Source organism: Desulforhopalus sp., assembly GCA_030247675.1.
Classification (GTDB): domain Bacteria; phylum Desulfobacterota; class Desulfobulbia; order Desulfobulbales; family Desulfocapsaceae; genus Desulforhopalus_A.
In genome coordinates this window covers 1-13872 of the sequence record JAOTRX010000008.1, presented here as the reverse complement: position 1 = coordinate 13872, position 13872 = coordinate 1, and the positions used below count along the sequence as shown (strand labels likewise).

General features: G+C 52.4%; 10 protein-coding genes and 1 rRNA gene. 4 read left to right on the top strand and 7 right to left on the bottom strand.

The genetic code is table 11. The annotated features are described in order from the left end of the window. Positions 1 to 174 precede the first annotated feature (174 nt). The 4 genes from OEL83_16235 to OEL83_16220 are packed head-to-tail and all read left to right on the top strand — an operon-like array spanning position 175 to position 3674. A complete protein-coding gene (locus OEL83_16235) occupies positions 175 to 1083 on the top strand; it encodes a tyrosine recombinase XerC (protein ID MDK9708592.1) in 909 nt (302 codons plus the stop codon). Between the two features lie 29 nt (positions 1084 to 1112). Continuing rightward, on the top strand, positions 1113 to 1643 hold the full coding sequence (hslV, locus tag OEL83_16230; protein MDK9708591.1) for an ATP-dependent protease subunit HslV: 531 nt from the start codon (positions 1113 to 1115) through the stop codon (positions 1641 to 1643). Next, positions 1640 to 3046: an ATP-dependent protease ATPase subunit HslU gene (gene hslU, locus OEL83_16225; protein ID MDK9708590.1), complete on the top strand. Its 1407-nt coding sequence runs from the start codon at positions 1640 to 1642 to the stop codon at positions 3044 to 3046. The genes hslV and hslU overlap by 4 nt, the downstream gene beginning before the upstream one ends. 37 nt (positions 3047 to 3083) lie before the next feature. Beyond that, a complete protein-coding gene (locus OEL83_16220) occupies positions 3084 to 3674 on the top strand; it encodes a hypothetical protein (protein MDK9708589.1) in 591 nt (196 codons plus the stop codon). Between the two features lie 9 nt (positions 3675 to 3683). Here OEL83_16220 and dnaE read toward each other — a convergent pair whose 3' ends face one another. From dnaE to rrf, 7 genes are all read right to left on the bottom strand, one after another. Further along, on the bottom strand, positions 3684 to 7211 hold the full coding sequence (gene dnaE / locus OEL83_16215; protein ID MDK9708588.1) for a DNA polymerase III subunit alpha: 3528 nt from the start codon (positions 7209 to 7211) through the stop codon (positions 3684 to 3686). Between the two features lie 280 nt (positions 7212 to 7491). Next, a complete protein-coding gene (locus OEL83_16210) occupies positions 7492 to 8355 on the bottom strand; it encodes a MotA/TolQ/ExbB proton channel family protein (protein MDK9708587.1) in 864 nt (287 codons plus the stop codon). A gap of 16 nt (positions 8356 to 8371) precedes the next feature. Further along, complete coding sequence (locus tag OEL83_16205; GenBank protein ID MDK9708586.1) at positions 8372 to 9589, bottom strand: OmpA family protein; 1218 nt, start codon at positions 9587 to 9589, stop codon at positions 8372 to 8374. A gap of 269 nt (positions 9590 to 9858) precedes the next feature. Beyond that, entirely contained in the window at positions 9859 to 10515 is a 657-nt protein-coding gene (locus OEL83_16200; protein MDK9708585.1) for an NAD(P)/FAD-dependent oxidoreductase, read from the bottom strand. Positions 10516 to 10662: 147 nt separating this feature from the next. Further along, entirely contained in the window at positions 10663 to 11610 is a 948-nt protein-coding gene (locus tag OEL83_16195) for a fructose-bisphosphatase class II family protein (protein ID MDK9708584.1), read from the bottom strand. A 20-nt stretch (positions 11611 to 11630) separates the two neighbouring features. Next, positions 11631 to 13487 carry a fructose-1,6-bisphosphatase gene (locus tag OEL83_16190; GenBank protein MDK9708583.1) on the bottom strand — a complete coding sequence of 619 codons (1857 nt, stop codon included), beginning with the start codon at positions 13485 to 13487 and terminating at the stop codon, positions 11631 to 11633. Positions 13488 to 13749: 262 nt separating this feature from the next. Then, positions 13750 to 13866, bottom strand: a 5S ribosomal RNA gene (gene rrf, locus OEL83_16185). Between the last annotated feature and the right edge of the window lie 6 nt (positions 13867 to 13872).

Genomic DNA, 13872 nt, shown 5'->3' with positions numbered 1-13872 from the left:
GGGCTAGAACTACCGCCAGGAAGGTCGCTTTGCCATGAGCGTAAACAAATCATATATGACAGAAAAAAGCACCCAATATTCCCTTAGAGGGTGGAAGTCGAAGGGAATGTTTTCCTTTGAGGCTGCCGCCGAGGTCAAGACGATGGTGGCTATCTTTTATCGTTGTTGGAAGAGATGATACAAGCACTTGAACTTTTTACCGGCTGGCTGGCGACGGAAAAAGGTTATTCGGAACATACTGTCGTCGGCTACCGTCGTGATCTTAGCGAGTTTTTCGCGTTAGTGGGTGAGGAGGTAGCTCTTGAATCGATATCTGCTCAGAATGTCCGCTCATTTATCGTTAGCCTGCACGGTCACAATAGCAGTGCTTCAGTGGCCAGAAAACTCTCAGCCCTGAGGACCTTTTTTCGTTTTGCCGTACGACGAGGCATGGTCGCCTCTGATCCGCTTATTGGCATCACCGGTCCGAAGGCCGGGCGCTTTATCCCGGTTTTTCTTACCGTCGATGAGACCTTCGCTCTCCTTGAAGCCCCTGGGGGGCAAGATGCCTATATGTTCCGCGACAGGGCTATGCTTGAGCTGCTTTATTCAACAGGGATGCGGGTTTCCGAACTGGCGTCGCGGAATCTTGATGATCTTGATTTCACCACGGAAGTGCTTAGGGTACGGGGCAAAGGAAATAAAGAGCGATTGGTTCCCGTTGGTCTGCCGGCAATTGAAGCGGTTAATGGTTGGTTGCCGCAGCGATTGCAGTTGATTCGCGAACGGGCCGAACGGGGGCTGCCGGTTGAGCAGGATGCGATGTTTTTAAATGGCCGGGGAACCCGTCTGACCACCCGGAGTGTTGAGCGGATGGTGAAGGGCTACGGAGAACGGGCGGGGATCTCGCAGATCGTTACCCCTCATGCCCTGCGCCATTCCTTTGCCACCCATCTCCTGGAGATGGGAGCCGACCTTCGCTCGGTCCAGGAACTTCTCGGTCACGCCAGCCTGTCGACCACCCAGCGCTATACCCATCTAACCCTAGACCATCTGGCCAATGTCTACGATAAGGCTCACCCCCTATCGAACCCCAAAGAATAATTGACGTTTTAAACTGGAAAAGAACAGCAATGAAGATACGATCGACAACCATACTGGCGGTGCGCCATAAAGGGCAGGTTGCCCTGGCCGGAGACGGTCAGGTGTCTCTTGGCAACACCATCATGAAACACCATGCCCGCAAGGTGCGCAGGCTGTACCACGACCAAGTCATTACCGGATTTGCCGGGGCGACCGCCGATGCCTTTACCCTCTTTGACAGGTTGGAGCAAAAGCTTGAACAGCATAGCGGCAATCTGCTCAGGGCGGCGGTGGAACTAGCCAAGGACTGGCGAACCGACAAATACCTGAGAAAGCTTGAGGCGATGCTCATCGCCGTTGATAAGGATCATTCTCTTCTTCTTTCGGGCACCGGAGATGTCATAGAAGCGGACAAAGGGATTTTGGCAATAGGCTCCGGTGGTCCCTATGCTCAGGCTGCGGCCCTGGCCCTCGTTGAGCACAGCGATCTGGACGCGGAGGCGATCTGCCGGGCAGCCATGGAAATTGCCGGAAATATTTGTGTATTCACCAATAATTCAATCATCGTTGAAAAGATATGAGTGCAAATCAGTCGTTCACCCCGAAGGAAATACTAACCGAACTGGATAAATACATTGTCGGTCAAGCGGCGGCCAAGCGTTCGGTGGCCATCGCCCTGCGCAACCGCTGGCGGCGGCGGCACGTTCCTTCGCCCCTACGGGAAGAGATAGCGCCAAAGAATATTATTATGATCGGTCCGACGGGCGTCGGCAAGACAGAGATAGCCAGGCGGCTGGCCACCCTCGCCCAGTCGCCGTTTATTAAGGTCGAGGCCTCGAAGTATACCGAGGTGGGATATGTCGGCAGGGATGTTGAGTCGATGGTCAGGGATCTCGTTGATCTTGCAATTAATATGGTGAAGGAAGAAGAAAAGAATCGCATCGAGGGGATCGCTGCCGCCAATGCCGAGGACCGCATGCTCGACCTCCTGCTTCCGCCCGGGCCGGGATCATTATCTACCATGGGGCCGGAAGGCGGCCATTCCTTTACCATCCAGGATGCTGATCTGCCTGTGAAAAAAAATGCTCCGGTGGAAAATTCCACCAGAGAGAAATTCCGAACAATGCTCCGCGACGGCAAGCTTGATGATCGGGAGATCGAGGTTTCTCTCAGTGAGTCGAAGTCCATGCCGATGGTGGAGATCATGACGACCTCCGGCATGGAGGACATGCAGTCCAGCCTGCAGGACGCCTTTAGTAAGATTTTTCCGCGGAAGAAGAAAAACCGCAAGATGAAGGTGCCTGAGGCGATGGCGGCGGTCAAGAAAGAGGAGATGGAAAAGCTCGTTGACATGGATAAGGTCATCAAGGAGGCCCTGCGGCGAACGGAGGAATCGGGCATTATCTTTCTTGATGAAATCGATAAAATTGCCTCGCGCGGCGGTGGTGGTTCGCACGGCCCCGAGGTGTCACGGGAAGGCGTGCAGCGTGATCTCTTACCGATTGTTGAGGGGGCAACGGTGACCACCAAGCACGGCATGGTGAAGACCGACCACATTTTATTCATTGCCAGCGGCGCTTTTCACATGAGCAAACCCTCCGATCTTATTCCGGAATTGCAGGGCCGTTTTCCGATTCGGGTCGAGCTGCATTCCCTTGGCAAGGAGGAGTTCATCCGCATCTTGACAGAGCCGGAAAATGCCCTGATCAAGCAATACGTGGCCCTGATGCAGACCGAAGGGGTCGACTTGTTTTTCGAAGATGCCGCCATTGAAGAAATCGCCGCTATTGCCGTTGAGGTCAATGAAACCACGGAGGAGATTGGCGCCCGGCGCCTGCATACGGTTATGGAACGGGTGCTCGACACCTTATCCTTCGATGCCTCGGACCTCGGTGACACGCGGTTTGTGGTGACAGCCGAATATGTGCGCAAGCAGCTCTCTGATATCGTTAAAAATCAAGACCTTAGTCGATATATCCTTTAGTATCGATTTGGGGTTGACCATTTTTGCAAGGAATACTATGTTCTTGAAATTCTTCCGGAAAAAAGCAGGGGATAAGGATTCAGCTGGAGCACAGGCCAGCCGGTCCGGGCATGGCGTAGATCCAGCGATGCATTACTGCTATTCCTGTGGCGAAGAATACCGGCTTGCCCTGGAGAACTGCCTGTCTTGCGGTGGGGTGATGGTCAGCGGGGCTGCCAGGCTGGCACAACTGGAGGAGCAGGCCCAACGTTCCCGCCGGGTTATGGCTTTAGAGCCTGGCGCTGATTTGGTGACCATTCGTCAGGGCCCCTTGCCGGAGATGAAATACCTGCAGCAAGTTTTGGCCCGGGGCGGTGTGCCGGGACTTATCGGCGGCGATGCGGCGGGCTGCGGCAAAGGATGCCGTGGCCCGGAGATGTATCTGCAAATCGGCAGCGGTGATGTTGATCTGGCCCTGCGTGTCCTCGCCGAGGATTTCGTCAAAAGTACCGCCCTCGATAGCCATGATCTCAGCAATGCCGCAGCTGTCTACGATCCCACCGCCGCCGAAACCGTCTGTCCCGCCTGCGGCAGCCGGTTTTCACCCTCGATCGGTGCCTGTCCGGAGTGTGGCCTTTCCTTCGAGTAGACCTGATCCTCAGTTCGGTTTGGCCTGATTGTTCTCCCAGCGTTTTTTCCGTTGCGCCAGGACAATCGGTTTCTTGCTGAAGGTTACCGCCTTGTACTTCAGTATTTCTTCAACCATGTCGGTCAGTTGTCGGCATGGTTGAATGGTCATGTCTTTCAGTACCTCAATATCCACCTCGCCTCTTCCCGGAAAGTGCAAGGTGAGGAGAACGGGGCAGGGGCCGTGAAACTGGTACAGTACCTTCTTGATCTTTTCCAGTTGCTGCCTGGATAATTTATCCGCCTCAAGCAGTATTCGCGCTGAGTCGGTGTATTTTTCCCTGGCCACAGGAAGGGAATCGATACTGTCGGCGATGATCTTCGGGCCCCGTTCATCCTTTTTCACCGTACCCTGGACGATGACCGGATCGGTCGAGGCAAGAATCGCCTCGCAGTTGCTGTAGGCGTCGGGAAAGACCACGACCTCCACCGATTCGTAGATGTCCTCTACGGTGAGAAAGGCCATCGGATCACCTTTCTTACTTTTATGTTTCTTGCAGGTGCGGATGAGGCCGCCGATGCGCACCGGCTGATCGTCGGTCATCTCGGCCAGATTTTGAATGGTGCAGTCGATAACCGTTTTAATCTCCGGCAGGGCGGCATCGAGGGGATGGCCGGTAATATAAAAACCGACGGTTTCCTTTTCAAAGGCAAGTTTCTTGCGATCATCCCATTCGGGCACATCGGGCATGACCAGGGTGCCGATTTCCGGCGCCTTGGTTTCCTTGGGGCCGACCGAGAAAAGCGACATCTGGCCACTTTGTTGATCTCGTTGCACTGCCTTTGCCTGCTCGATGGCCTTGTCGATCATGGCAAAATTTTGCGCGCGATTATGACCGAGAGAGTCAAAGGATCCGGACTTGATCAGACTATCAATCACCCGGCTGTTCACCCGGCGGGAGTCGATACGGTTGCAGAAATCGCCCAGGGAGGTGTATTTGCCGTTTTTCTCCCGCTCCTCGATGACCGAGTCGAGGGCCGATTCGCCGACGTTCTTCACCGCCGCCAGGCCAAAGCGGACGCGGTCGTTAATGACGCTGAAATCCTTGACACTTTCATTGATATCCGGGGGTAACACCTCGATATTGTGCTCTTTGCACTCATTGATATAGAGCACCACCTTGTCAGTGTTGGTCATGTCGCAGGACAGCAGGGCGGCCATGAACTGCGGCATATAATGGGCCTTGAGGTAGGCCGTCTGGTAGGCGACCAGGGCGTAGGCGGCGGAATGGGATTTGTTGAAGCCGTAGCCGGCAAACTTGGCCATAAGGTCGAAAATATACTCGGCCTTGTCGGCGGGATGGCCGTTTTTCACCGCTCCGGCCATGAATTTGGCCTTTTCGGCATTCATTGCCTCTGGGATCTTTTTGCCCATCGCCCGGCGCAGGAGATCGGCATCGCCCAGGGAATAACTTGCCAGGATATTGGCTATTTTCATAACCTGTTCCTGGTAGACGATGACGCCGTAGGTCTCCTCCAATACCGACTTGATGTCCGGTAGCGGATAGTTGGCGGTTTTTCTCCGGTGTTTGGTCTCAACGAAATCGTCAACCATCCCTGAATCAAGTGGGCCGGGGCGGTATAAAGCAACGAGGGCGATAAGATCGCTGAACTGTTCCGGGGCCATCTTCACCAGGAGTTCGCGCATCCCGGAACTCTCCAGCTGAAAGACGCCCTGGGCGTCGCCCCGGCAGAGGAGGTCGTAGGTCTTGGCATCGTCCATGGGGATGGCATTGATATCCAGGTCGGTACCGATATCCTTTTTGATATGCTTCAGGGCCTTGTCGATGACCGTCAGGGTCTTCAAACCGAGGAAATCGAACTTGATCAGTCCGGTCATCTCGGTGTGTTTCATGTCATACTGGGTCAGGGTCTCGTCGTTGCTGCCGCGGCAGGTCGGGAGATACTGGGTCATCGGCCCGGGCGATACGACTACCCCGGCGGCGTGGGTCGAGGTGTGGCGGGCGAGGCCCTCAAGGGTCTTTGACACCGACAGCAGTTCGGCGATGCGTGGATCGCTGTCGGCCGCTTCCTGGAGCTTCGGCTCTTCGGCCATGGCCTTTTTAATGGTCATCTTCAACTGGTCGGGAATCAGCTTGGCCACCTTGTCCACTTCGCCGTAGGGGATGTCGAGGGCCCTGCCGACGTCGCGGATGACGCCGCGCGCCTTCATCGATCCGTAGGTGACGATCTGGGCGACGTGTTCGGCGCCGCCGTACTTTTGTCGGACATAGTCGATGACCTCGCCACGTCGTTCCTGGCAGAAATCGATATCGAAGTCGGGCATCGACTTGCGCTCGATATTGAGAAAGCGCTCGAAGATGAGGCCATAGGGGATGGGATCGATATTGGTGATGCGCATGGCATAGGCGGCCAGGCTCCCTGCACCCGAACCGCGGCCCGGACCGACCGGGATATCCCGGTCTTTCGCCCAGTTGATGAAGTCGGCGACAATGAGGAAATAGGCGGGAAAGCCCATAGCGGTGATGACATCAATCTCCGTCTTCAATCGCTCGGTGTAAGTTTTCTCGACCTCGACGTTGAAGGTGCCGGCCTTGCGCATCTCATTGAAACGGCCCTTCAACCCGTCCCAGCAGGCCGACTTGAACATCGACTCCAGGGTCTCCCCCTCCGGTACCGGGAATTCCGGGAAATAGTAATCACCAAAATTGATTTCCAGATTGCAGCGTGCGGCGATTTCCTGGGTATTGGCAATGGCCTCCGGGCAGTGAGCAAAGCTCTTCTTCATGGTTTCCGGGGACTTGAAATACAACTCATCCGTTGAAAACTTGAAGCGGTTCTGGTCGTTGATGGTTTTGCCGGTCTGAATACAGAGTAGCAGTTCGTGGGCATGTGCCTCATCGCGATTTAGGTAATGGCAATCGTTGGTCGCCACCAGTTTGATGCCCATTTCGGCACTGAGAATTTTCAGGCCTTCATTGACCTTCTGCTGTTCGGTAAGGCCGTTTTCCTGGATCTCGAAATAGAGGCGATCGCCAAAGATATCGCAGAGTTCTTTGGCCTTGACCTTGGCGCTCTTCATATCGCCCCGGCCAATCAAAAAAGGCACTTGGCCGTGCAGGCAGGCAGTGAGGGCGATGATGCCCTCGTTGTGCTCCTGGAGGGTCGGCATATCGATGCGCGGTTTGTAATAAAAACCCTCGAACTGGGCGATACTGGCAAGCTTCATCAGGTTCTGATAGCCCGTGTGATTCATGGCCAGGAGGACGATATGGTAGGCGATTTGGCCGTCTATGGCCTTTTTCTCCCGCATATCCCCCGGGGCGATGTACAGCTCACAGCCGATGATCGGCTTGATCCCGGCCTTTTTCGCCTTGGCATAAAATTCCAGCGCCCCGAACATCGCCCCATGGTCGGTGACGGCGACGCAGTCCATATCGTATTCCTTGCATTTCTCAAGGAGGTCGGGAATGCGGATGGCCCCGTCGAGGAGGCTGTACTGGGTATGGACATGGAGATGGGTGAATCCTGCGCTCATAGTGGTCCTAGTATCCTTGGTAACAATTGCGGCAGATTATTGTACAGGTACCCGACTGAGACCGGTACTTGTGATCCGCTGAGAAACATTATTATCGTTTTACAGTTAGCGAGTATTAGCATAGAAACGGCTAATTTGCACAGGAAATTGGCGCCATATGTAGCTGTGAAAATCCTAATAAAAACGTGATGATACGAGGTCGTAATGGGGCGGCGTAACAATGGTAGGGCCAACTTGCTGTTTTGCGGTGGGATTTGCTGTGCGGGTGCGGATAGCGAGCCTACAGGGTACCCATGTCCATATTGCCCTTGAAGGTATCTTCGTCTTCTGCAGCTTTTTGCTGTCGCTCGATATTGAAGCGTTGTTTCAGCTTGGCGTACGAGACAAGTTCCGTATCCCGGTCAGAGGGTGTGAGGAAGGATTCGAGCTTGGTTTTGAGGATAACTGGATTCACCTCGGAACTGATGGCGATGACTCCCTCCATGATAATTTTTTGCAGGAGGAGTTCCTGGTTGGTACGTTCGCGAACGGTTGCCGCAAAGGGGAGGAAGAAAAAGGTCGAAAACACCAGACCGTACAAGGTTGAGGTGAGGGCTACGGGAATGGCCTTGAGGATGACCGATGTGTCGCCAATGCCGCCAATCATGGTTATAAGACCGACCACCGAGCCAATGAGGCCAAAGGTCGGAAAATAATTGGCGATAGTTCGTATTGCCCGCTCGGAGTCTTCACGGCGCAGGCGAAAGAAATACATCTCGGTATTCAAGATGTCGCGAATTTGTTCAATTCGGTAGCCATCGACCAGACAACCGAGGGCCCGCCTGAGAAACAGGACAGTCGTTTCATTTTCCTGATTCTGCAGAGATAGTATCCCTTCCATGCGTGAACGAATCGATAGGTCAATGAGAATATTGATAATTTCCGTTTGCTTGGCGATGGGCTTGCGATAGGCGGTGACGAGAACCTTGAAGATATTGCGCATCTGGTCGAGTTTGTAGCTGAGAAGTGCCGCCGCAAAGGTACCGAAGATGACGATCAGTGCCCCGGAAAGACTGAAATACAGGCCGATATTGCCGTTTATGGCAAAGCCGAGAAGAAAGAGAGCAATACTCAGGAAGAGACCAAGAAGGTTGTGATATTTCATAAAAATGTTCTCGCAGTTATCTGAGATTTTCGGCTGTTGCCGGCAATGGTTCGGGAAGTCGTTTAGAAATGATAATCTCAACTCTTCGGTTTTTTGCCCGGTTTTCCGCAGTGGTATTTGGCTCGACGGGGCGATACGAGGAATAGCCGCTGACCACGAATTGATTGGGATCCATTCCCACTTCTTCAATAAGATACCGGGCAACCGAGCTTGCCCTGGCAACGGAGAGCTCCCAATTACTTTTAAATCTGTTCGAGCGCATGGGGATATTGTCGGTATGCCCGACCACATTGATCATATACGGGGTTGCGCGAATGATGCCGGCCACTTTTTCCAGGGATTCCCTGGCGCTCATCGATACCTCACTCTCGCCGATCTGAAAGAGCAGATCAGAGGTGAGGACGATCCGTACGGTTTTATCGGGAACGATGTCAATTGCCGCAAATTTACCTAGATCATTCTCCTCCAGAGCCCCCTTGCTGAGCCGGTAGATATCCTGAAACTTGTCTGCCGGGGACGGGGCGGGTTCGTTGGCAATTATCGGGTTAGGGCCAAGAACATCCTCATCCGGAAGCGGTACGGGAGGGACTGCCAAAGGTTGCGGCTTCTGTGCACCTTCGATGACCAGAGCTATTTGTCGCGGTTCCAATGGTGCTTTTTCAAGTGGTTCGGGGAGCATTTTAATCTCCTCGCCCTTTTGCTGAGGAGTTTTTTGGGCAGTAGTCAAAGAGGCATCTCTGCCAATAAGGGTATCCCGATCGAGGTTTTTGTCGGTTTTTTCGACCTGCTTGATTTTCCCGGAGGCTATTAATGGCAAGCCTGGACGAATAGGCGAGAAGGGCAGGGTGGCCCTGCCGGTGTCAAGGGTTTGCAGGGCCTCGGTGGTATCCCCTCCGATAATCTCTGTGCCCGATTTACTGAGAAATTCCTTGTTGGCGATTTGATAGGCATAAAGGGCAAGAAATAAAATGAACATGGTCATCATCAGGTCGGCCCAGCCAACCGACCAGTGTGTCGCCCGCGGCATGTTGGGGGCGTAGGCGAGGTCATCAACGACAAAAACTGTATTGCCGTGCGTGGTCTGCTGATCGGCCGAGGAAGGTGGTGGCGAGATGATGCTGCGAATCCTTTCGACAGGTGTATCATCGATCTCCGGCAGACTTGCCGAGGATGGGCTGGCACCAAGCTGGGAGAGCTGAGCGTCAGGAGGCAAGGTCTTTGCGTACCAGGACATATCTACCTGTGATAATAAAGCCGTTATGGGAAAGTAACAAAACCAGTGAATTACCGAGAAAGGCTCAGCCAGTCGTCACGAAATAGCTGGAAATAATTCGACTATCCCGTGACGGCTGTCATTATGGAGGAGCCGATTGCTCAAGTTGCTAGAATCGTCTCTCGAGCCTTTCTTGTCTTATCGGCGGCTGGGGCGGATTCAATAGAGATATCGCTGAAAAAAGGCATAATTTATATGCGGTCAGTTTCTCTGACCTGGCACGAGATCACCTATAAAATCTGCGCTTTGACGGCATCGACCCCGATACGTTCGACGAACTGCGAGGTGCGCTCCTTGATCTTGCCATTATCCCGATAAAAATCGAGAAATGTATTGATCAACTGAATTGTGGCCTCATTAGACAGGCCTTCGGCAAAGATATCGCCGATACGGGGGCGTTTTCCTGAATGCCCACCAAACGATACGGTCCAGCCGGTCTTTTTGGCCAAAATGCCGATGTCTCTGACCAAGCTTTCGCTGCAGCAGAAGGGACACCCAGAAACCCCGACCTTGAGTTTTGCCGGGAGGTCTCTGGTGGAGAGCAGGTTTTCCAGCTCTATACCAAAGCCAAGAGAATCCTGTACGCCGAACTTGCAGACCTCCGTCCCCGGGCAAGCCTGAACGTAATGGAGACAAAGTTCCGTTGCCTTTCCGGGGGTCATGGACAGATCTTCGTAGATCGCTGAGAGGTCTTCTTCTTTCAGGCCAACAAGGGCAAGCCTTTGACCTGAGGTTATTTTTACGATGGGGATGTGGTATTTTTCGACGACATCAGCTATCGCCCGAAGGTGGTCGTGACTGAGCAATCCTCCGGGAATTCGGGGAACGATTGCATAGGTGGTGTTGTCTCTTTGTAAAATGGCATTGAGGGGTGGAGTTGTTTTCATACTGTTGGTCCAATGGGTAAGGAGTTGATAAAGCTGAGTTGAGCAGCTTGTCTGCTCGTACGAAACTTATGCCCTTGCGGTATAAAGATGAGTTGAGATGGGTTCACAGAATAGACGAACGGAAGCGATACTCCACGTGCCGTCTTTCTAGAACACCGGTTTAAAATCGAAGAAATGTCGCGTTTCGAGTTTCCTGTAGGTCCGGGTTTCGCCCCGTGCGACAAAAGAACTGGTTATGGCGCCATTGGCAGTGAATCGCACCCCTTCAAGAAATTCGCCGTCGGTAATGCCGGTTGCGGCAATGGCGACCTCTTTACTCCGGATCAAATCCTGGGTTCGGAAGATCTTGTTGTAGTCGGTGATGTCATGCCGTGCTGCCTCATCCCGGTCGTGATTGTTTTCGTAGATAATTTTTCCTTCAAAGTAACCGCCTAGACAGCATATGGCGGCGGTGACCAAAACGGCCTCTGGGGCAAAGCCATAGCCAATGTAAATATCTGCTTTTTCACCGGTAATGGCCGCCAGACAACCGGACACCTCACCCTCTTCGATCAATTTGATCCGTGCCCCACAGCCTCTGATCTCATTAATCAACTCTCGGTGTTGGGCCTTGTTCAAAATACAGACGGTTACGTTTTCGGTGTACTTTCTTAAGGCTCTTGCAACCCGTTTTACATTGATTATCGGCGGCTGGTTGATATCAATAACCTCGCCAACCTGTGGGCCAACGACGATCTTATACATACTCAGATTGGGAACTGACTGAATTGACCCGGCTTTGGCAATCACCGCGTAGGATGTCGAGTTATTTTTACCGTCGGCGGCGCTGCGATAGGCCTCAAGGGCAATGGTCATGAGGTCCGTTTTTTCTCCACCTTTCCCTAATATGTCGGGGAGTTGATAGACCTCCGGTCGACCAGTGAAACGATCATTGGTCAGGACACCCTCAATGCTGAGACGATTCAATGTCTTGGTGATCGCCTTGCGGGTTTGATTGAGAATATCAATATGATCGCCAAGTCCTTGCAAACGCGCCGCCGTCAATGCGGCGATTTCCGTCGCCCGGACAATTTCCATTCCGTAGTTGGTATCCATAACAGTTCAGATGTGCGGAGTTAATGTGGCATTGAATGTAAGCCGTTTTGTTCGGCAAATTGTACAAGCCGCTGCATAATTGCGTCTCGTTCCTGTTTGAGCATCTTACCGGCGATGGTGTCCTTAATCTTCATCGGTTGCGGAAATTCATCAATAAGCTCGATGTCCAGGGGTGCCGATTCGAGCCTTCTCTCTGCCTCCATGATCTCGCTCGGGGTCGGCAGAATGATGCCGTAAAGCTGGTGGGGGGTATGGACCAGGGAATGCCCCCGGTTATAGTAGGCGGCGGCAAATCCGCCGTCGACGTTGATCGCCACGCCATCCTGACTGGCCATTTGGATGCCTTTTTTGTAGTTCACGGGGGTATGACCAAAAATGACCCGTTGTACGCCAAACTCCTGTTGCATCTTTTTTTTGAAGGCGCTGGTCTGCATGTTATCTTTCCAAAAGAGGCTTCTCTCGGCATGCGAGTCCTTGTCTTTCAGGAAATACCTTTCAAAGGTCTTCATGGCATGCTTGCCAAAGAACGGTGATCTGGGGCCGCACCAGAGATAAAAGAACAGGCCCTGGTCGTCTTTGTTTTGTGGCTTGCCGGCAAGGTAATTTTTGCCTACTCGGTTGATGGTGTCCTGGATAAAATTGAGAAGCTCTTTGCCTTTATAGCCAAGAAATTCCTCAAAATCTCCTTCGGCGGTGGATGGAACCAAGGCATGGATATTGAGAAAATTATTTTGGATATGATAGGTCTTTCCTTTGGTGAAGAGAAATCTGAGAAGGCGCATCAGGCGCTTGTTCCTGGTGAACTGCAGGGTCAGCTCATCGATGAGTTGTTGCTCTTCAGGTGTCAACCTGCCGGGGGAGTTGAAGTCTAAAGTGGGGAAATGGCTGTCGTTGAGGGCCTCGGTATTTCCTGAGTGGAGCATTGCCACGAAACGATCCAGCCATAACCTTGATTCCATTTGGTATATTGGGAAATCGCGAATGGTCTGTTCTTCGAGTTTAAATTGGATCACCGCCAGGGCCTTCTCCATGCAGCGACCTTTGTTGGTTTTTGCTTTAAAATTGCCGGTCACCAGTTCAACCGGATAGGTCCGTTCGGCAAAATCGGCCAATCGTGAGCTCTCAAAACCCAGGCGATTTAAAAATTCGAAGTGGTCGTAACGGCAGGTGATTCGGAGGGCCTCGGCTACCAGCGATTGGTTTCCGGATGCGGCGCCCATCCAGAGGATATCATGGTTGCCGAAGACATAATCGACCATGTTTTGGTAAAAATGGGAGGAGAGAATCCTGAGAATTTTGTCGGGTTGTGGTCCTCGATCAAAAACATCACCCAATACCTGAATGCGGTCAAGAAGCACTTGGCGAATGGTATAGGACAGGTGGGCGATCAACCGATTGGAAATAATTCTTTCTTCAAAAATGGGGTCGGGAACTGGTAGTCCCGAGAGAAGTCTGCTGATAACATCTCGAAATTCTGGGCGAAAAATTTCAGTGTCGTGGGATTTAATGTTGGTGAGTTTATACTTCAGCACTTGTACCAGACAGAGAATGACGTCCTGCATGTCCATCTGGATCACGTCGTCATCAAGATATTGTTGTTTTCTTATTATCTTCGTTAGATATTGGATCTTTTCAGAACTGAAGGTGGTGGGCAAGGCTTCCTTGCACGTCTGGAAGAGCATGCCAAATCTGCCGCGGAGAATGGACTTAAACCGGTCACCTTCTCCGTGCAGGTCACTTATCCATAAGGTAGTAGGAATATTGGAATTAAGCTGCAGATCTATATCCAATAGTTTATTGGACAGTTTGTCGATCTCACTGACCTGGAGTTCCATTGCGGAACTCTTTGCATCGTTCTGTTTGGGTAGAATAGACATGGCACCACCAATAACCACGGAGGTTGGGAGATGAGAATACCGGTTGATAGACGAAGAATTTTCACGTGCCTGCCGGGGACTTTCTGATAATACTCTAATATATCAAAAGATTGATCAATAACATAGGAAATCCATGCTGACTGAAATGAACAATCGTGGATTTTAGAGAAAGGTGAAGAGCAACTCTGAGGGTGGGTGGTAGGAGTCCTAAGCGCAAAAAAGCCCCGATGAGAGTGATCTCATCGGGGCTTTCTGTAGAAAAAATCGGCGGCGACCTACTCTCCCACACAGTCACCCGTGCAGTACCATTGGCGCTGAAGAGCTTAACTTCCGTGTTCGGAATGGGAACGGGTGGATCCTCTTCGCTATGACCGCCGATAAAGCG

What these genes read in the sequence shown, in the direction of transcription:
- OEL83_16235 (MDK9708592.1), top strand. Translation starts at nt 175, where the DNA reads ATGATACAAGCACTTGAACTTTTTACCGGCTGGCTGGCGACGGAAAAA.
- hslV (MDK9708591.1), top strand. Translation starts at nt 1,113, where the DNA reads ATGAAGATACGATCGACAACCATACTGGCGGTGCGCCATAAAGGGCAG.
- hslU (MDK9708590.1), top strand. Translation starts at nt 1,640, where the DNA reads ATGAGTGCAAATCAGTCGTTCACCCCGAAGGAAATACTAACCGAACTG.
- OEL83_16220 (MDK9708589.1), top strand. Translation starts at nt 3,084, where the DNA reads ATGTTCTTGAAATTCTTCCGGAAAAAAGCAGGGGATAAGGATTCAGCT.
- dnaE (MDK9708588.1), bottom strand. Translation starts at nt 7,211, where the DNA reads ATGAGCGCAGGATTCACCCATCTCCATGTCCATACCCAGTACAGCCTC.
- OEL83_16210 (MDK9708587.1), bottom strand. Translation starts at nt 8,355, where the DNA reads ATGAAATATCACAACCTTCTTGGTCTCTTCCTGAGTATTGCTCTCTTT.
- OEL83_16205 (MDK9708586.1), bottom strand. Translation starts at nt 9,589, where the DNA reads ATGTCCTGGTACGCAAAGACCTTGCCTCCTGACGCTCAGCTCTCCCAG.
- OEL83_16200 (MDK9708585.1), bottom strand. Translation starts at nt 10,515, where the DNA reads ATGAAAACAACTCCACCCCTCAATGCCATTTTACAAAGAGACAACACC.
- OEL83_16195 (MDK9708584.1), bottom strand. Translation starts at nt 11,610, where the DNA reads ATGGATACCAACTACGGAATGGAAATTGTCCGGGCGACGGAAATCGCC.
- OEL83_16190 (MDK9708583.1), bottom strand. Translation starts at nt 13,487, where the DNA reads ATGTCTATTCTACCCAAACAGAACGATGCAAAGAGTTCCGCAATGGAA.